This window comes from Runella rosea (genome assembly GCF_003325355.1).
Lineage (GTDB): Bacteria > Bacteroidota > Bacteroidia > Cytophagales > Spirosomataceae > Runella > Runella rosea.
On sequence record NZ_CP030852.1, the window covers coordinates 1 to 19,614 of the forward strand.

Annotated in this window: 14 protein-coding genes; 4 read left to right on the forward strand and 10 right to left on the reverse strand. The window is 43.3% G+C overall.

Features of this window, described 5'->3' with window-relative positions; genetic code table 11:
- Window positions 1-1,989 (reverse strand): PVC-type heme-binding CxxCH protein (locus DR864_RS28665; protein ID WP_205319307.1); only part of this gene is annotated, 1,989 nt, incomplete at its 3' end.
- A 21-nt stretch (window positions 1,990-2,010) separates the two neighbouring features.
- A complete protein-coding gene (locus tag DR864_RS28670) occupies window positions 2,011-3,246 on the reverse strand; it encodes an SGNH/GDSL hydrolase family protein (protein ID WP_114070585.1) in 1,236 nt (411 codons plus the stop codon).
- Between the two features lie 270 nt (window positions 3,247-3,516).
- On the opposite strand from DR864_RS28670, the gene DR864_RS28675 reads away from it, so the two are divergent.
- Window positions 3,517-4,569 (forward strand): ATP-binding protein, encoded by a 1,053-nt coding sequence (locus DR864_RS28675; protein WP_229599612.1) that lies wholly within the window; start codon window positions 3,517-3,519, stop codon window positions 4,567-4,569.
- Window positions 4,570-4,676: 107 nt separating this feature from the next.
- Window positions 4,677-5,699, forward strand: a complete 1,023-nt coding sequence (locus DR864_RS28680) for an LLM class flavin-dependent oxidoreductase (protein WP_114070586.1) — start codon at window positions 4,677-4,679, stop codon at window positions 5,697-5,699.
- Between the two features lie 85 nt (window positions 5,700-5,784).
- Here DR864_RS28680 and DR864_RS28685 read toward each other — a convergent pair whose 3' ends face one another.
- Both DR864_RS28685 and DR864_RS28690 read right to left on the reverse strand, forming a co-directional pair.
- The gene (locus tag DR864_RS28685; RefSeq protein ID WP_114070645.1) at window positions 5,785-6,753 is read right to left on the reverse strand and encodes a tyrosine-type recombinase/integrase; all 969 of its coding nucleotides are present in this window, start codon (window positions 6,751-6,753) and stop codon (window positions 5,785-5,787) included.
- Window positions 6,754-6,907: 154 nt separating this feature from the next.
- A complete protein-coding gene (locus tag DR864_RS28690; protein WP_114070587.1) occupies window positions 6,908-7,378 on the reverse strand; it encodes a YopX family protein in 471 nt (156 codons plus the stop codon).
- A gap of 253 nt (window positions 7,379-7,631) precedes the next feature.
- Between DR864_RS28690 and DR864_RS28695 the strand changes: the two genes are divergently transcribed.
- Entirely contained in the window at window positions 7,632-8,453 is an 822-nt protein-coding gene (locus DR864_RS28695; protein ID WP_162794279.1) for an XRE family transcriptional regulator, read from the forward strand.
- 75 nt (window positions 8,454-8,528) lie between these two features.
- Here the strand turns inward: DR864_RS28695 and DR864_RS28700 are convergent, their stop codons facing one another.
- The 4 genes from DR864_RS28700 to DR864_RS28715 all read right to left on the reverse strand — a co-directional run bounded on the left by DR864_RS28700 (window position 8,529) and on the right by DR864_RS28715 (window position 13,254).
- A complete protein-coding gene (locus DR864_RS28700) occupies window positions 8,529-9,503 on the reverse strand; it encodes a YitT family protein (RefSeq protein ID WP_114070589.1) in 975 nt (324 codons plus the stop codon).
- An 80-nt stretch (window positions 9,504-9,583) separates the two neighbouring features.
- Entirely contained in the window at window positions 9,584-10,075 is a 492-nt protein-coding gene (locus DR864_RS28705) for a hypothetical protein (RefSeq protein ID WP_114070590.1), read from the reverse strand.
- 836 nt (window positions 10,076-10,911) lie between these two features.
- The gene (locus tag DR864_RS28710; RefSeq protein ID WP_114070646.1) at window positions 10,912-12,630 is read right to left on the reverse strand and encodes a GMC oxidoreductase; all 1,719 of its coding nucleotides are present in this window, start codon (window positions 12,628-12,630) and stop codon (window positions 10,912-10,914) included.
- A gap of 15 nt (window positions 12,631-12,645) precedes the next feature.
- Window positions 12,646-13,254, reverse strand: coding sequence for a gluconate 2-dehydrogenase subunit 3 family protein (locus DR864_RS28715; protein WP_114070591.1), 609 nt, complete (start codon window positions 13,252-13,254; stop codon window positions 12,646-12,648).
- 413 nt (window positions 13,255-13,667) lie between these two features.
- On the opposite strand from DR864_RS28715, the gene DR864_RS28720 reads away from it, so the two are divergent.
- On the forward strand, window positions 13,668-15,515 hold the full coding sequence (locus tag DR864_RS28720; protein ID WP_374755798.1) for a CocE/NonD family hydrolase: 1,848 nt from the start codon (window positions 13,668-13,670) through the stop codon (window positions 15,513-15,515).
- A 90-nt stretch (window positions 15,516-15,605) separates the two neighbouring features.
- Here DR864_RS28720 and DR864_RS28725 read toward each other — a convergent pair whose 3' ends face one another.
- Complete coding sequence (locus tag DR864_RS28725) at window positions 15,606-16,469, reverse strand: 3-keto-disaccharide hydrolase (protein ID WP_114070592.1); 864 nt, start codon at window positions 16,467-16,469, stop codon at window positions 15,606-15,608.
- Window positions 16,470-16,493: 24 nt separating this feature from the next.
- Window positions 16,494-19,136 carry a DUF7133 domain-containing protein gene (locus DR864_RS28730; protein ID WP_114070593.1) on the reverse strand — a complete coding sequence of 881 codons (2,643 nt, stop codon included), beginning with the start codon at window positions 19,134-19,136 and terminating at the stop codon, window positions 16,494-16,496.
- Between the last annotated feature and the right edge of the window lie 478 nt (window positions 19,137-19,614).

The window sequence follows — 19,614 nt, forward strand, 5'->3', positions numbered from 1 at the left end:
CCCTCGGCGGGCGGCATCCTCCAGCGCGGTTAATTGTGCCGCAACTTGTTTATTTTTAGTTATGTTTCCTTCTACAGCTTTGTCAAAAAGAATGGTCAAATCTGCCGCTTTACCAAACTTGGAAATGGATGCCAAGACATCGTTGCGGTATTCCTCCGGCACTCGGTCGGCTTGATATAACTTTGCTAGTTGCGAAACCGCTTCGGTACTACTGGTTGATTTGAGGGCAAAAACCGTCTTTTTGGCATCTCCAAAGAAATCAGGCGTAGTTTTCAGACGCGCTGCCCACAATGGTTCTAATTCACGAACGGTTTGCCAAAGGGCAAAATCCAGAAACTCATCCATTGAATTATCCAATACCGAGAGCGCCGTACGGGCCGATTCGGCGGTTTTTGCATTGCGAAGTCCAATTACAGCTTCCAAACGCACCTGCGGATGGGGGTCGGTCACGGCCTTTGTCAAGAGGGAAACGGGATTCGTTATTTTAGAATACCAAAGCCCAAGCGCCCGTAGGCCCGCCGCACGCGCTTTGTGGTTTTGCGCGTTCAATAAAGTCAAAAGTAGCGGTTCATTGACAGTGTCGAGCGTTTGGTAAACCCAAAGTGCTTCCAACAACTGATGTTCATAGTTGGTGTCATTTTTATCTAAGTTTTGAACCCATTTTTGCAGAGCAGGAAGCACTTCTGTAGCCCCACGGGCTTTCAATACCTGCTTGGCCTGCGCCCGGGTCCAGTCCTCGGGCAGTTTGAGTGCTTCCAAGAGTTCAGTCACCGAAGCTTTGCTCAACTGCGGTTTTTTAACTAACGTGCGGTTTTTTGCCACAATACGCCAGATACGACCATGCTGCTGGTCGCGACGCGGGTCATGAAAATCCACTTCACCGTGTTGGATAATCGGGTTATACCAATCAGCTACATAAATGGCACCGTCGGGTCCCACCGAAATATCAACTGGACGAAAGGCCACATTATCTGTCCACATCAGGTCTTCAACCTGCTTAGAAGCATACCCACTTCCTTGTTCTTCTAGTTTGAATCGATTGATACGGTTGGCACGAAAATCGTTGGTAATCAAGCTTCCCTGCCACGACTCAGGCAAGTGTCGGCCCGAAACAATGTCCAACCCGCTGTGTTTAGGTTGACCTGGATTCAGGCCACGAATGATTCGGGCTGCGCCTGGGGCGGTTACGAAAGTAGCTCCTGGAAAAGCATAGTTAATGCCTTCGCCACCCGCACCGTCGGTCAGGAAGGATTGTCCCCAACGGTCAAATTGCAACCCCCACGGATTAATCAACCCACGGGCATAGACATCCATGTCGAGATTTTTGGTGTTGAGCTGCCACACGCCACCGCCTTCGAGGCGCTTGGTTCCAAACGGCGTTTCGACGTGGCTATAGATATAGATAGACTGGTTAAAATAAAGCCGCCCCTCGGGGCCCCAACGGAACGTGTGAATGAGGTGGTGCGTATCGGCCGTACCAAAACCATTCAAAATGCGGCGTCTTTTGTCGGCTTTTCCATCGCCATCAGTATCAGAAAAATGTAGAATTTCGGTGGAATTCGCCACGTACACACCCCCATCTCCTGGCAATATTCCCGTGGGTGTGATTAACCCTTCGGCAAAAACAGTCGACTTATCGGCCTTACCGTCGCCGTCGGTATCTTCGATTACAAAAATTTTATCGTTGGCTTCTTCCCCCGTTTTGAGGTGAGGATAGGCGGTACTACTCACCACCCACAAGCGTCCGTCGGCGTCCCAGTTCATTTGGATGGGCTTGGCCACGAGCGGGTCGGCGGCAAACAATGTTACTTCAAATCCTTCCGCTACTTTAAACGAACGAAGTTCTCTCTCCACATCTGGTTCGGGATTTGCCTTGCGGTCGTCTTGGTGAACCGTAGATGTAATGAGCAGAGATAAAGGAATGAAAATAAACCGTTTAATAAAAACAAGTGTGGTGTTGGACGAGTTGAAAAAGCTGAACCTTTGCATAATAACTTTAAATCTTTTATACTACTTTACTGGAGAAAGTTGATACACGATAGGCTTCGGAGTGCTGTGCAGGGCAATTTGTCCTTCAAGCCATTTCATGATGAGACTTTGGTCTTCGAGGCCCTTGGCGTGTCGGCCCTGTTCGTACGAGCGAAACCCTAGAATGTACGTTCGATTCAGGGGGCGGTATTGAAAAAAGAATTGCTCATTTTTTTTCAAAATCATTTCCCGCAATTTACTTACTTGGTTGAAGGACGGACCTTGGGTAATTTCTATCCCTTCAGCCCATTTTTTGTCCGACGCCGTAATCACTTGCTGATTATCCGCAGTCAGGGTATAAAAACCTTTTTTTAACCCTGTAACCTTGATTATCTGTCCTTTGGTGAGAATCGAAGTATTATTTGTCGGAAATGGAAGGGGCAAAAAGCGCTCCTCGGCGGTAAATTTTAGCATTCCGTTCTTTACATCAGCGTCTAGCATTTTAGCCGTTGCTACCGCCTCAACGTTATCTTTTGTCACTGCAATGCTAACGGGTTTTGGTTGGGGATCCAATCCAAGGTTCTTTTCTAGTACTTCGGCCAAGTAATAATAACCCGCCTCATTCAAGTGAACACCATTTTCCAAAATGCTCGTTTTTTTGCTCATTTCTTCAATGGGTTTGTAAATATCAATAAACATTTTGCCGCGTTCAGAAGCCAATTTTTCGATTGCAGAAGCGTAAACCACCAGATTTGCATTTCGTTTTTCTACGTTTGCAGCCGCATCTTCGTACCTGACTGGAATCGGAGACAGCAAGATAGACTTTGCCCCGAGAGAATCTATTTTGTCAAGCAACTTGGAGAGGCCTTCCCTAAAACGCGGCAGACCTGCCTCACCTTCCTGCGCTTCTACACCCCCATAAGCCACAAAAACTACGGTTGGTTGTGCTTTGGTGATTTGCTGCATAAGGTGCTCATAAGGGGTCGGAGGATTGGTAAAAGTACTCCGCGCTTCTCCCCAAACATTATCGCCTGTCCAACCCAAATTTCTGAATGTTACATTATGACCCGGCCACCGCGTGGTGAGGGCTAACTCCAAATAACCATATTGAAATTCATTTTCAAACAACGAATTTCCTAGAAATACAACTCGGTCATTGTCTTTAAGTTCAAAAATTGTGCTTGTTTTAGACTGACTTTGGGCAAGTACTGACCCAAGGGCCATAGAAATTACGACTAAAATGGGACTGAGTAAAGCCTTTACATTTCTCTTTTTCATACAATTTGCGTCCGGGTAGTGGATACTGGGAATAGAAGGTCGTGTGAATGTGTTTTAGGTTATGGACTAAGCCGATTCAGTATAATTTTGAACCATCCATAAAAAGCTTTTATATGCGCACTTATACTAAGAAATGGTCTAATTTCTACGATAGGGCGTTTTTTCGACGCGTGATGTTATGCGTTAGATAAAAAGTAATTTATAATGGTTTTTTTCTAAATAAAACCTGTTTTTCGTACATTTAGGAATTTAATTCCTAAATGTACGAAAATGATTCAACGACACCTCGCATCTAAAATAAATACGTTGTTGGAAAAATACCCAATTGTGAGTATTACGGGTCCAAGGCAGTCGGGCAAAACAACGCTTGCAAAAATGGTAAGGCCTGATTATCAGTATGTAAGTCTGGAAAATTTGAGCATTCGTCAATTTGCCCAATCCGACCCACAAGGATTTTTGACCCAATACCAAGACGGCGTCATTCTGGATGAAGTGCAGTACGTACCCGAATTGTTTTCATACTTGCAAGTGTACACTGACGAACGAAACCGAAAAGGAGAATACATTTTGACGGGTTCCCAAAATTTTCTGCTGATGGAAAAAATTACCCAATCATTGGCAGGACGAGTTGCGGTATTTCATCTTTTACCTTTTTCATGGAATGAACTCAAAAACACCAAATATCAGTCTCAAAACTGGGAGCAATACCTGATAGACGGCTCCTATCCGCGCAAACGCGTCGATGATATTGAAGCAGATACATTTTATGAGAATTACCTGCGTACTTATATTGAAAGGGACGTTCGTCAGGTAAAAAACATTTTGGATTTGGGACTTTTCCAGCGCTTTATTCAGCTACTGGCGGGCCGAATCGGGCAGTTATTCAACCAAAATAGTTTGGGAATCGAACTAGGACTTGACAACAAAACCATGAATTCGTGGCTTTCCGTCTTGGAAACTTCTTTTATCGCTTTTCGTTTACAACCTTATTTTCAAAATTTTAATAAGCGAGTAGTGGGTACGCCTAAGGTGTATTTTTATGATACAGGATTAGCGGCGTATTTACTAGGAATAAAATCTACGGATGACCTAAACCTACATTTCGCCAAAGGAACACTGTTTGAAAACCTGATTATTAATGAATTACAAAAAGATGTGCTCAATGCAGGTGCTCGGCCAAGGTTTTATTTTTGGCGTGATTATAGTCAAAACGAAGTAGATTTACTGATACAAGAAGGGACGCAACTAAAAGCCGTGGAGATAAAATCGGGAAAAACCATCAACAATGATTTTTTAAAGGTCTCCATTATTTCAAAAAAATAGCCCCTGATGCCCAACTAAACTTGGTGTATGGTGGCGGCGATTTTCAAAAAAGAAGCGATACGACGGTGTTTGGCATTGAACAAATCAACAAAATTGTAAACTAAAAAATGGAAATTGGAATTGACAGTTTTGCCGCGGTAACCATCAACTCGACGGGTGCAGGAAGTACAAGTGCCGAGGCAATGGCCCGATTATTGGATCGTATCGAACAGGCAGATCAGGCAGGACTTGATGTGTTTGGTATTGGAGAACACCACCGCAAGGAGTTTCTTGACTCGGCCCCTGCACTAATTTTGGCGGCGGCAGCAGCCCGTACCAAACAAATCCGCCTAACGAGCGCGGTTACGGTGCTCAGCGCCGCTGACCCTGTGCGGGTTTTCCAAAACTTTGCAACCCTTGATTTGATTTCTCAAGGTCGGGCCGAAATGGTCGTAGGGCGGGGTTCATTTACCGAAGCCTTTCCTTTGTTTGGGCTTAACCTTCAGGATTACGATGCGCTTTTCTCAGAAAAGCTAGAATTGTTGCTTAACATCCGTGACAATGAGACGGTTACGTGGTCTGGAAAATTCCGACCTGCACTCAAAAACCAACCCATTTACCCAAGACCACAACAAGATCCGTTCCCTATCTGGTTGGGCGTAGGCGGAACGCCTCAGTCATTTGTACGAGCTGGGGTACTCGGTTTGCCGCTGATGGTGGCTGTGATTGGGGGTGAAACGCACCGTTTTCGACCGCTAATAGATTTGTACCGTGAAGCGGGAAGAAGGGCAGGCCACGCCCCAGAAAAATTAAAAGTAGGCTTACATTCTATTGGATACGTGGCAAATACAACCGAAGAAGCCATTGACGATTTTTATCCAGGTTACGCCGAAACTTTTACCCGAATCGGCAAAGAACGGGGGTGGCCACCCGTTAGAAGAGAACATTTTGACGCCCAAAGAGGCCCGCAGGGGGCGTTGCTCATTGGTAATCCTGAAGAAGTAGCCGAAAAAATTCTGCGCCACAGCGAAGCACTTGGTGGTATTTCTCGATTAACTTTCCAGATGGACAATGCCGGATTATCGCATTTAAAGCTGATGAAATCCATCGAATTGATTGGGACACGTGTTACGACAATGGTAAATCAGTAAAATTATAGGCCTGAAAACTGCCTGAGAACTGTCTAAATTAAGGCTAACTACTTTGACTCAGAAAATATTCAATTCTCAGGCGGCTTTAAAGACCTAATTTTGTGGCGGCATTGTGCTTTTTGATGTCCTCAATTCGGGTGTATCGCTGAATCATCAAACTTGTTTTATGCTTACTTTGGCGCATAATTTCAGAATCATTGGCACCGTTGATTTTTGCAATGGTGATAAAAGAAGCCCGCAAGGAGTGCGCCGAATATTTTTCTCCTAAGTATTTTTTGACCGTAGTGTAGACCGTCATATCGTTGAGTCGGTCGGTCGTAAGTCGGTCGCCCTTCCGTACTCTTACAAACAGTGGGCCAGTGGTGCGCTCTAGTCTCATTATCCAGTTTTTTAAATTCCTAATGGGACATAAACTTGCTTCTGGGCTGTAAAAAAAAGCTTTTTCCTCTGCTTCTCCGTATTGATTTGTCTTACTTTTGGTCAAGGTTATGATTGCTCCATCTTCGTTAAATTCAACATTTTCGATGTTTAAATCCACCAATTCTGAACGTCGGTAGGCTCCCGCAAAGCCCAAAAGAATCAGGCTTTTATCACGCATTCCAGCGTGGGTTTCGGTCTCCATTGTTCGTAAAACTTTCTTTAATTCATTCATTTGAAATGCGGGAGCCTGTTTTTGGCGAATGCCTTTGGTTCGTTTGATGCCCTCCATGACCGCCTTAAAACCCCGGTCATTGGTGGGTAGTTCTACATTATTCAATTCGTGCAACTTCCGTATGGCCGCTAATTTACGATTGATGCTCGCCCACTTGTGCGTATCGGCCAAGTGAGACACATACGCTGACAGAGTCGGGGTAGTTGCAGGGAATTCACTTTGTCCATTTTCACGACACCATTCTATAAAATAGTAAACATCCGATCTATAAGCCCGTTGGGTATTGTCTGACCCTTCCAAGCCTTTACGGACATAATCAGCTACTTTTCCAACGAGCACATGAGGAAGTTGGGTATTTGGCGAAGTTGCTTGAACATTTTGAGAAACAGTGTTTTCTTTCATTGCGTCAAAAAAGGGGTGAAAATCAAAAATAATCATTAGTTATGATAATTAAACCTTATCGTAAGTAATAATATTGAAAATAAATAAAGCTGTCATTCAACAACAGTCGAATATTGAGTCTAGAAAGGGAAACGAAAATGAACTAGCTCGGCAACTATCCCGCCATGCGTCGAGGATTATTGAAGGAATTGTTTATTTGTACCCGAAATGGTTTTATGAATTCAGGATTCTCTAAAATATTACCTAGTATCTCAATTTCTTTTTCATGCAAACTTCTAACCGGGCCTTCTAAATGAAGTTTATTGTCTTTGACGGTATAAAAATGATAGGCTTTAGAAAACTGATTCCAAAGAATGACGCAAGGTTGCCCGTTAAAGTTGACAATATCTGCTTCGAAAAGATTTTCACCGTTTTTGTCACTAAAGCCAATATACTGTAATTCGATAAACCGTTTTGATTTCGAATTGGACTGAAAGGCGGAGCCGTCTGGTAAGATAAGTTTCAAGCCTTCGTCAATATGAAGTTGCACAGGCAATCCATCAAGTGTAAGCTTAACGGGCGACAGATGCATTCTTTTTCCATCCCATACCTTAAATACATTTCGTTTGTTAGGTAGCCAATCCATCGTATTGTTGTTTTAAATTTTGAACTTAAAGCACTTCGGACGACTGTACCCAAAACCGTATCGCTAAAGATTTGAGCTTGTGCATCAGACAATTATTTTTGATACTTATTGTTGCAAATATATGATACAATATGTATCATATACAAGTATTTACTATGCTTTTTTTGGGATATTTTTTTGTGTACCAATTAATAGGATACTATTTGGGTATTCATCCAACCATTTGTACATTTGTCACGTAACCATTTGTATCATGTACGTATCTTCAAACTTAGTTTTCCTCAGGAACAAAGAACATAAAAGTCAGAATGATATCGCCGATGCAGTACAAATTGGGCGGGGAAGCTATTCACAATACGAACGCGGCCGTTCAATGCCACCGATGGAGGTTCTTCTGCGTTTGGCCGATATTTTTAAGGTAAGTCTGGAGACGTTGGTAAGAAAGAATTTGGCAACCATGAATGCCAGCCAACTGGATGAAATCTTTAACGCTCACCTTAAAAATGCCAAGGGTCTTAACTTACGCATCCTGCCCATATCAGTGGGCAACGACAACCTTGATAACGTAGAATTGGTGCCCAAAAAAGCCAAAGCAGGATATATTGGCGGAGGGCACGAAGACGCCGATTTTATTTCCGAGCTGGTACAGTTTCGGTTACCAATGCTCCCCACAAATCAGAAGTTTCGTATGTTTCAGATAGAAGGCGACTCTATGTATCCTATTCCTGATGGCTCGTATGTACTTGGTTCTCACGTTCATAACTGGTTTAGTGTCCGCGAAAACAATGCTTATATTATCATCACCAAAGAAGATATTGTTTTCAAAATAGTAACGTCTAAACCCTCCGCCCAAACCGCCGATCCGTCCCTGACACTCACCTCCTTAAATAAGCTTTATGCTCCCTATGATTTAAAATTGGAAGAGGTCTTGGAGATATGGGAATTTAGCCTTTTTATGAGTTCTGACCTTCCAGAGCCCGAACAGGAGGCTCCAATTGGGGAAATACTGAATGAAATTCGTGGACTAAAAAGAGAGTTTATTGCCCTGAAGTTGGGGTTGAACGACAAAAAATAATTCATTAGCACTCAGGGGGAGTAGTCGAGGCTACTCCCCGTGCAACAAAACGGTATGTTTTTTTACAAACCTTTATCAGTGCTTCAAAGAGCGCTTTTTAATCATCCCACCTTTGGTATCCTTTACACTGCTCATGACAACGAAAGAATTGGGATCAATGGTTTGAATCTCGGTGTTCAATTTATTAAGCTCCAAACGGGTAATCACCGTGTAAATAATATCAAATTCACCCGTTTCTCCGCTTTTTCCGTAGCCGCGTTTTCCTTTATAGACCGTTACGCCTCTGCCCATTTCATTGATAATCATTTGGCGAATTTCTTCGTTATGAACCGAAATAATGGTAACGCCCGTGTATTCATCAATACCCTCAATGACAAAATCTAGCGTTTTGGAAGCGGCCAAATACGTAATCATTGAATAAAGGGCCGTTTCGATGGAAAGAAAGTAGGCAGCTGCTGAAAAAATGACAATGTTAATCATGATGATAACATCACCGATTGTGGTGCCAAATTTACGGCTTAGAAAAATAGCCAAGACTTCTGTCCCATCAATCACTGCTCCACCCCTCACGGATAAACCGATTCCTGCTCCCAGAAAAAACCCGCCAAAAACCGCCACTAACAAGTTATCGTTGGTTATTTCGGGAAAATGTACGGTCGCTACGCAAACCGCTAAACCCGCAATGGCGAGGGCCGTTTTGACCGCAAATTGTTTGCCGATGACGATATAACCGAGGAAGACAAACGGTAAATTTATCAGTACTAATAAAACAGCGAGAGGTATACCCGTCAGCTTTGTAATAAGGAGTGATATTCCGGTGGCACCTCCATCGATGAAACTATTGGGAATTAAAAAACTTTCCAACCCAAAGGCTGCCGACGCAATACCGAGGCAAACCAAGATAAAGTCTTTGAAATATCGGACAACATTAATCTTGAGTTCGCGGAAGCCTTTGGCCAGAACAAAATCTGAATACTTCTGTTGGCCAACCAGTGATTTCTTATTTCTAAGAATCGTTTGGGTGATTATTTTGGTCAAAAACGAATTCATATTTTTTATATTTTGAAATGGATGGGTGTGAATTTTATCCCCAACAGAGTCGCTTAGCAACCTTGTTGGGGAGGAGAAATTTATCGTAGAGAGGTCACTTCTGGAATTTTGTCATTGACAATCTTACACCATTTTTCTACCATTTGCAGCTCCCCAGATAATGTCAAACTATCATGAGCAGTATTATAAAATTCCAAAATAACGTCTGGTTTTTGTTTATTCTGGTATGTTAATGCCAATTCTAGTTTTTCGATTCCACCCGAACTACTGGTTGTTTTTCGGGTGATTATCACCCGGCATTTTTGAATTTCAGAGAGGTTAATTTGTTGTGAAAACGCTTGGTCCTTCACGGTTCTTGTAAAGAAAATTACGCCATTTTGGTCATCAATTCCAATGCTTGAACGATGCCATGAATCAAATCTGCTGACAGTAAAATTGCTCTTTTTGGCAAAATCGAAAAGCCTTTGGCGTAGTTCCTCGCCTTTTTTACGATTATTTATACTTATTAAAACAAACGGTATGATACAGATAAGTATGACAATCATACCTACGATTGAAGCTCCTAAATCCATTTTTTAGTCTTTTAAATTTTAAATACACAATCGCTACAGAGACGGCAGCCAATGCCATTTCTGCAAAAAATAAATATTACGAAGTCACGAAAGTTTAAAAACTTAATTACCAGAAGTAATGGAAAGGGAAAATGATGTCGGTCCGCTCTAAACGAACCAATAGATTGAGGGAAAAGAAACTGTACTGAGAAAAGGTCGTATCAAATAACTGCTCAGCGGTTTTGAAGCAAGCCCAAAATCTGTTTAGAAAGTTTTCGGGACGAGGAAACGAAGGGGATTGTAGAGGCGCAACTGATATTTCGGCGTGCGCAGTGAGGCAAAATAGATCTGGTAATTGTACCGAACTATTGTGTTTACTCTGATTATCAGCAAGTTGCAAATCTGCGGAATGATTGACAAAAGCATTCCCACTGTATAAGCTTAATATAAAGCTATACAGGGTTAAAATGCCTATGAAACCAATCAGTTTAGCCGCTTTTTTCACCGTACGAGGGTTGTAATTGTAACGTGTATTTCTGCAAGTTACAAAAAACAGTAGGTTTTTACAACCGTATGGATGAGAAAAATGGACGAGTTGAGGCACATTCCTGAATGGTATATCACTGAATTTTAACAAATTAATTATCTCAAATTCAAGCAATTACAAATTGTTTGCGCTTAACTTATCACCTCAAATTAAGCGCAAACAATTTCACAAATCATCCTACCCACAAAGGTCAGAATAGACGGATTATGTACACTTCATGGCTATTAGGAGCGGCCAATTATGCAACAACATCAACCTGCCAGAAGCGTAAACTTCTGGGTTAGATTTTAAGGTTCTGACAGGTTATTTTTTACAAATTCTTCTTTTTAAGTTCAGTTACCGCAAAATCAGCGGCGCGGGCGGTCAGGGCCATGTAGGTCAGGGAAGGATTGACGCACGATGAAGAAGCCATGGCGGCCCCGTCGGTGACAAACACGTTTTTGCAGGCATGTAACTGATTGTGCTTATTCAATACAGAAGTTTTGGGATCTTTTCCCATGCGGGCGGTGCCCATTTCATGAATACCTAAACCCAAATGGACTTCGGGACGGTTATAAGTAGTTATGTTTTTGAACCCAGCCGCTTCCAACATTTCGGCTGCGGAGCTAGCAATGTCTTTCCTCATCGCGATTTCATTTTCACCAAAAGCGGCGTCAAACACAATCATCGGAATGCCCCATTTGTCTTTTTTTTCTGGGTCAAGATACATCCGATTATTAGGATTGGGTAACACTTCACCAAAGCCGCCAAAGCCGATGTTCCACGTACCTGGTTGCGTCATTTCTTTCTTGAAATTAGCGCCAAAACCGTCCATTCCAGCCCCCCTTTTCCAATCGCTGCGGCTTGCTCCGCCTTGGTACCCAAAGCCGCGCAAATAGTTTGGTTGTTTGTCTGCTCCCCAGTTTCGGAATCTCGGAATGTAGAGAGCATTGGGCCGTTGGCCAAAGACGATATCATCTTCAAAGCCTTCCACCGTGGCATTAGCCCCAACCCCTAAATGGTGGTCCATTATATTGCGTCCCACTTGGTCACTGTCATTGCCTAATCCATTCTGAAAACGACTCGATTTGGAATTCAGCAGCAGCGCGGCGGTGTTCATCGAACCTGCATTTAGAAAAAGTATGCTCGCAAAATACTCACTGACTTCCATCGTGTTCTGATTAATAACCCGCACACCTTTGGCTTTTTGGCTTTTCTCATCGACCAAAACTTCCGTGACAATCGTATCGTGCAGCATTGAAAGTCGTTTGGTTTTGGTCGCGGCGGGAATCGCACCCGACAAAGAACTGTACACCGCCCCATAAGGACAGCCACGAGCACATTTATTTCGGTATTGACAAGTGGCTCTTCCCAATGCAGTGTGCCACGGCTGCGGTTTGGTCAGATTGGCGGTGCGACCGATAATGATGGGGCGATTGAGCTTTTTCTTCATCATTTCCGTAAAATGACGCTCAGGCGAATACATTGGCATGGCAGGAAGAAAAAATCCGTCTGGCAATACCTCCAAATTGTCTTTATGGCCATTGATACCCACAAACTTCTCAGCGTGTGTATACCAAGGAGCCAAATCTTCATACCGAATCGGCCAATCCACGCCAAGGCCCTCTTTGGCATTTGCTTCAAAATCCTGCCTATTCCAGCGGTACGACTGTCGCCCCCAGTGCATGGATTTACCACCCGTATGATAGGCCCGAATCCAGTCGAAAGGACGTTTTTCAATGTAAGGATTTTGTTTGTCGTTGGTAAAAAAGGGGCCTGTTTCTTCGTTGGCCAATGTGCCGAAGCGGTTATTGGCCCATAATTCTTCCGCCGAATGCACGGGGACTTTCCCACGGTGCGCAAACTCCCACGGAGCTTTTAGGGCTGTATCATAATCTTCGATGTGTTTTACCTCTCTTCCACGTTCAATCATCAACACATTCAGGCCTTTTTCCGTTAGTTCTTTGGCTGCCATTCCGCCCGTCATCCCCGACCCTACCACGATTGCATCGAATCGGTGGGTTTTATCTACCACAAGGTTTAAGTTCATTTTCAGGCTCATTTATCAGTACGCGTAGATTTTTTGGTTGGGTTTTAACTTTACTTCTTCCAGCTTTCCAGGAATCGGCACATATTCAAAAGAGCCTTTAATGCCTACTTCAGAAGTAAAATAGCCAAGCAAGGTTAGTTCCTTCATCAATCGCCAAAAGGGAAGACCTTTGACCTGCGTTTTCATCAATTCACGGTCTTCATTATCGCCCATTTTTGACTGTTGCACGTTGTAGGCTTTCATTAGCTCTTTGGTCTCATTTTCAATCTTATGGAGAATTTCGCTCCTACGAGCCTCATTTTCGGTTAAAAAACCAGCCGTTTGTAGCTGCTGAACCCCTTCCAAAAAACTCAATTGCTCAGGTTGGCGATAGCAATCTTTCAACATCAATTCGATAAATGCAGGCACGTCGGCCTCCTTTGCTCCTGCCGTATCGGTTTTGGGAATAATCATCTCGGCCACTTCCGCCACAATTTGTCGCTGAGTATCATTTAATTGAAACGATACGCTTCCGCTTTTTGTAAATGCAGTATTATCCCTATGCTCCATCGCCAAAAGGGTCGGCGCAGAAAATGCTCCACCCATTAAAATCGCCACGTGACTGATAGCTTCTCTTCTGTTCATCGCTTTTTTTGAATAAAATACGAATCTATCCAAAATCTACCTTTTGTTAGGCACTTTCATAATATAGCTAGCCCACCATAGCAACTACTTCAGGCAAGTATTTTCAATTTTAGCGGGCACACACTTTTTCCTTTTACTTGATTAACAACAGAATAAACAACTGATTTTTTAATAAATACCTTTAAAATAAACAGGTTAAAGCACTTTTGTTAGCTAAAAATAGGCGTTGAAGCCGTATATTGCGATGATTATAGATTATTATATTTTGTTCTCACTTCATTATGCAAAAACTAAAATTTACCTCCATTCCTCTCCCATTATTTAGTAAACTTTCCATGCGTCGGTTGACCTCAAACGTTCAAAATGGCTTCACGTTGATTTTATTTTACTTCCTTTTGTACGCCACTAGTTCGATGGCTCAACTCACAAAAGCCAAGGAAGATTCTATCTACGTGCGCCAGCATTATACAAAACTAGAGCAAATGGTACCCATGCGTGACGGGGTCAAACTATTTACCTCTATTTATGTTCCAAAGGATGTATCGACGGGGGCAAAATACCCAATTATGCTTTGTCGTACGCCTTACAGTTCGGCACCGTATGGCGACACCTTGTACAAAACATCACTGGGGCCTTCCATGCATTTCGCCCGCGATGGATATATTTTTGTATACCAAGATGTTAGAGGAAAATACATGTCAGAAGGCGACTTTGAAGCCTATCGTCCGTTTATTCCAAACAAGAAAAACAAAACCGATAATGACGAAAGCTCTGACGCCTTTGATACGATTGATTGGTTAGTCAAAAATGTGGCAGGAAACAACGGTCGGGTGGGTACTTGGGGCATTTCGGCACCCGGTTATTATACCACCATGACCAACATCGAAGCACATCCCGCCTTGAAAGCTTCTTCGCCACAAGCCCCCGTTACTGATTGGTTTATGGGCGATGACCGTCACCACAACGGGGCATTTTTTCTGATGGGCACATTTTCGTTTATCTCTTCTTACGGTGCGCCAAGACCAACGCCCACTCCCAAGGGGAAGCCTGGTTTTTCGGCCTACGGTACCCCAGATGGCTATGAATTTTATAAGAATCTAGGTCCGCTCAAAAACATAAATGAGAAGATTTTTAAGGGAGAAAACCGCATCTGGAATCAGTTGATGGAGCATGAAGTGTACGATGAATTTTGGCAATCACGTACCCCTGTTCCGCACCTGAAAAACATTAAACCCGCCGTGATGGTGGTGGGAGGTTGGTTTGACCAAGAAGATTTGTACGGACCGCTAAAAGCGTACGCAGGTATTGAACGCAACCAACCAAAATCACCCAACCTATTGGTCATGGGTCCGTGGATTCACGGCGGATGGGCGCGGGGCACGGGAGAATCGTTGGGTCACATCCGATTTGGCTCTCGAACAAGTGATTTTTACCAAACAAACATTGAATTACCCTTTTTTAATCACTACCTGAAAGACAAGCCAAATCCAGAGTTGCCCAAAGCTTATATTTTTGAAACTGGCTCCAACGAATGGAAAAAATACGACCAATGGCCTCCCAAAAATACGGTTGAAAAAAAGCTCTATCTGCACCCCGACGGTCGTCTTTCTTTTTCGCCAACCATCACTACGATGCAGTTGAATGCTCCTCCCGCATTCAATGAATACCTAAGTGACCCCGAAAAGCCAGTTCCTTACACTGCAGAAATCAGAAATATCAGAGGAAGCGATTTTATGTACGAAGACCAGCGATTTGCGGCCCAACGCCCCGATGTACTGGTGTATGAATCGGAAGTTTTGACGGAGGACGTAGCCATTTCAGGCAATGTTTTTGCCAATCTTTTTGTATCAACCACGGGTACTGACGCCGATTTTGTGGTAAAATTGATTGACGTATATCCGGGCAATGCCCCCAACGATAGCCCTGAAAATCCGCGCAAAGCAATGGGCGGATTTCAATTATTGGTACGTGGAGAAGTCATGCGGTCTAAATTTAGAAAGAGTTTTACGGTGCCAGAGGCAATGGTACCCAATAAAATTGAGCACGTAGCCTTCGACATGCAAGACGCCGCCCACCGCTTCAAAAAGGGTCACAAAATTATGATTCAGGTCCAAAGCAGTTGGTTTCCACTGGTTGACCGCAATCCTCAAAAGTTTGTAAATATTTATAAAGCGGAAGCCAGTGACTTTCAGAAAGCTTTTCACCGCGTGTATTGCTCAGGCAATAGTTCTTCTTACGTGAGCGTCAGGGTGTTAGAGTAATTCTTTCCTTCAATGTTTTGTAATAAAAAAGGTGTTTGTTGAAGCAAACAACTACTTCAACAAACACCTTTAAATGAAGGGCTTAAGTGACTATTTTCTTCTCCTTCTTTTGTATTCACAGGTCGAGTTATCGGCCTTTACAAAATAGGATTTGTAATTTTTGGCCTTTGGATCCATACACCCTTTCAACTCCAGCAGCTCAACTTTACGGAATTCAACGGGGTGACTTTCACTTTGGAGCGAGATTGACCCGTGTTCTAATAGTTTTCCGTTGACCAACAGTGCAGGGTCGTGTCCGCTCACGTTACCGCCTCCGAGTTGGGGTTTATTGTATTCCAACACTTTTTCCCCATTGGCAAAATGTTGAATCAGTGAATCCCCCAATACCAGTACTTCGGCCCGTACCCATTGATCGCCATTGTAGGTCTGTGAAGTAGAATTAATACAATGTTGCGTGATTAATTTACCGTCAATGACAACGTTTGTACCTGGCGTACACAAGTTGCAGGTGGTACGTTTTTTGTCGTTTCCACCCAATAACTGTACTTCGATGGAGGCTGGGAAATCTTGGCTTAACCCCATGGTTTCGGCGGGCTGACCATGAACCATGATGCCGCTATTGCGCCAGGCCCATCCTTCACCTTTGGGGGCTTGCTCGCCCACAAAACGGTATTCAACGGCAACTCGATAATACGAAAAATCACCTTTATAGAAAATGTGACCGTATTGTTGTTTGAAATCATCATAAGCGTCGTACCTCACAACCATGCTGCCATTCTCGACCCGAAAGGTGTTGCCAAAATTTTCGTTCAGGGCATATCCCCTAATTTTAACATCCCAACCGTCGAGATTTTTACCGTTAAACAATTGTTTCCATTCTTCTTTATCGGCTTTTTTTTGCCCAAAAGCCACGACTCCGAGTAGAATCAATAGACCTGTCAATGATGCTTTCATCTGTATTTTTTTAGGTAAGTTACGCTATTTTTGTTGGGCAAGGAAAGTCAGCAATGAGGCAAATTCTTCGTAAGAAAGCGCATTGACCAACCCAGAAGGCATCATCGACGTTTCCATTTCTTTACGACTGACAATGTCAGATGTTTTAAGGGTTGTAACCTGCCCCGTAATATCTCTCAATACTACTTTGGAGGCCGATTCTTCCGTAATGAAGCCCATATAGCTTTTATTACGCTTGGCGGTGATGAGAACCGTAGAAAATCCTTGCGAAATTGAGGCATTAGGTTTTAAGATAGATTCTGCAATCTGTTCCCGATTCATGATGGAGCCAATTTGCCCCATGAAAGGGCCTTTCATTACTTCGCCTTTTGAAAGGCTGTGGCAGGCAATACAGCCTTGTTGGGTAAAAATCGTTTTCCCTAACGCTGCATCTCCTTGAAATTTGGCCATGGCCAACATAACATCCTCAATCGAGGCCTCTCCTACCTGTCCTTTTTTATTTCTGATTTTTTCCAAATCGACCTTTACTTCTTCCTTCACGGCAACAGGTTCTTCTTTTCCAAACTCAGGGATTTCCATCCGATGACGGCTATTGAGGTCAATATAAAACTGCTTATCGGTCGATTTTTGCCACTCCGCCACCAAGAAATCTTTGATTGCTGCCGAAGACTCCCACGTAATTGCCTTATAATAAGGTCCGTGGGTATCGGGGCGCGTACTCCACCACCAAGATCCATCGTATTCAGCTTCTTTTTTATAAATCCGCGAAAGTGTTGTTAGGATTTGTTTTTTTAACGATTCATCATTTGTACGCTGGTATGCAGCCATCAACCCATTCGCAGCTTTTGAATCGTGCATGTAGCGCAACGCCCAAAGGGCAATCGTTGAGTTGGCCGTTCCAATGGCTTTTACGCAGGCATCTATCGCATTTAGGCTCACCAATGACCGAACTGCAATGTGTGCAGGAATAATGGCCGAATTTGGCGTAGCGTGGGGGCCTTCAGTGCCAATGGCAGGGGCAGCAAAAGTGGATGGAACGGCCACTTGCAAAAGCGCATCAGCGGCCTCTGAACGACCCAAACGGCCCAGTCCAACCGTAGCCGCTACCCTAACCCGAGGAGAAGAATCTTTTAAGCCATTGAGAAAAGGCTCCGTTGGCACAGACGTCAGATTCCCCTTACGATCGGCCAATGCGCGTAGCGCAAATTCTTTCAAATCGGCATCTTGGGTTAGTGTGAGCAAATTCGCTACACCCTCAACTCCTGTGGCTTGTGCATACGTAAAAAGCGCCGCTACTCGTGCCGCAAGCGGCTTCTTTTTGTCGGTAGTTAATTTCCAAACCGCCTTACTGTATTTTTTTGTTGGACGCGTAAGCAATTCCTGCTGAGCCGCCAATCTAGCCACTGCGCTACCTGAAGCTAAGTAGGCTGTTAACTTACTTACTGACGCTTTTTTAAGGTCAGCAAAAGGCTTGTAAACCCAGTTTTTGGGTACGGCCCGCACCACAAAGCCTTTTTTAGGATTGCCAGAATAACCCGCACCATCCCAAGCTGAAAGATAAGCCCGCCCAGAAGCATCGATGTCGATATCGGTAATTTGGGCTAATTTTATAAACGGCTCCTCTTGCTGAGTAAAGCTGGCACCATCTGGCGTAACGCGGTGAATATAAAGCTGGCTACGGCCCCAATCTGCCATCATAGGTACGTTGTTGTATTTGGCGGGCCAGGTTGCATCATCCATGAACAGTGCCCCTGTTCCCGAGCCGCCGCCCAGGTCAATCAGTGCAGGGATGATTTCATCAGTAAAATGTTTGAACAACACAGGATAACCGTATTCTCCAGACTGAATTTGGTTACTGAAACGAATGTTCCAACCGCCGCCATCGTTGGTATTGCCCCGGGCAAAAATATTCATGTACGGGTCAATGGCTACGTCATAAATATTTCTCATGCCATGGGTATATACTTCCATCTCGGTACCATCAGGACGAACACGGACAATTCCCCCGCCCAACATTGTCATTTTTTTTCCTGAACGGTCGGTAGCGTTATGGAAACCAAAATCCCCAACTGCTATGTAAATCCATCCATCAATCCCCATGCGGATTCCGTTGGTAGCGTGGTCGGTACCACGACTTTGAAGAAATTTGGGCGAACTTATGTGCTCAATGAGGAGAGATGAAGGGCCATCGGCCACCCCATCATTGTTTTTGTCTTCAAAAACCACCAAATTCATCCCAGTTGCAATTCCCGTTTCTTTAGAAAATACGGTATGAAGTACATACACCCTGTCGCCAATTGGTAGAATTCCACGCGGATTGTCTGCCAAAGCATATGTGGTATGTTGATCTATTTTTCCATCATTATTGGTATCAACCAATCTGACAATACTTCCGTTGCCAGGTTTTTTACCGAGTGAACCCATTTTATCAACCCCCACATACACCTCCCCTGAAGGAGCTACTGCAATACATGCGGGGCTAGGTGTGATGTCGGCGCTGCTAAAATTAGAAATATTCAGCTCTTCGGGCCAACTTGTTGCATTCCGTAAGGAATCAATTCTGGTTGTTTTAGTATAATTTTTCGGAGTTTCTGTCTTCCACGGTTGGGTACCGTTTAAATAGAGGAAAAGCAACGAAGCAATTAGTGTGTAGGAGACTTTTAGCATATAAGATAGAAATTGATGGTCATTGAGTAAAGAAACGATTTAACGGATTATAATGAAGCGTCTATGGCTTTTGATGATTTATTTACTACATAAACTTTCGTTTTAGAATAAAAGACGGGTTGGTTCCCTCATAACTCACGCAAAACTACTAATTCAACCGAATGAATATACCTTTTTCCTAGATTTGAAAGCCAAATAGGTATATTTAAAATCTTGAGTGATGTCGTAAGCAAACTTAACTTTTGACGTTTTAATCATAAGTGCAAGTTTTGCACTTATGATTAAAATACTGTATATCAGTTATTTGCAATGTTTTTTATTTCTTTTAAACATAATCTAAGAAACGTTTAATTCGTATCTTTTTTAAGAGAATAACGGAAAAGCTACTGAGTTTTTTTGCCAAGATTTTATTTTGAACCGAAAGAAAATCCATATGTGCAAGTTTTGCACTTATGGATAAAACAATGATTATCAATAA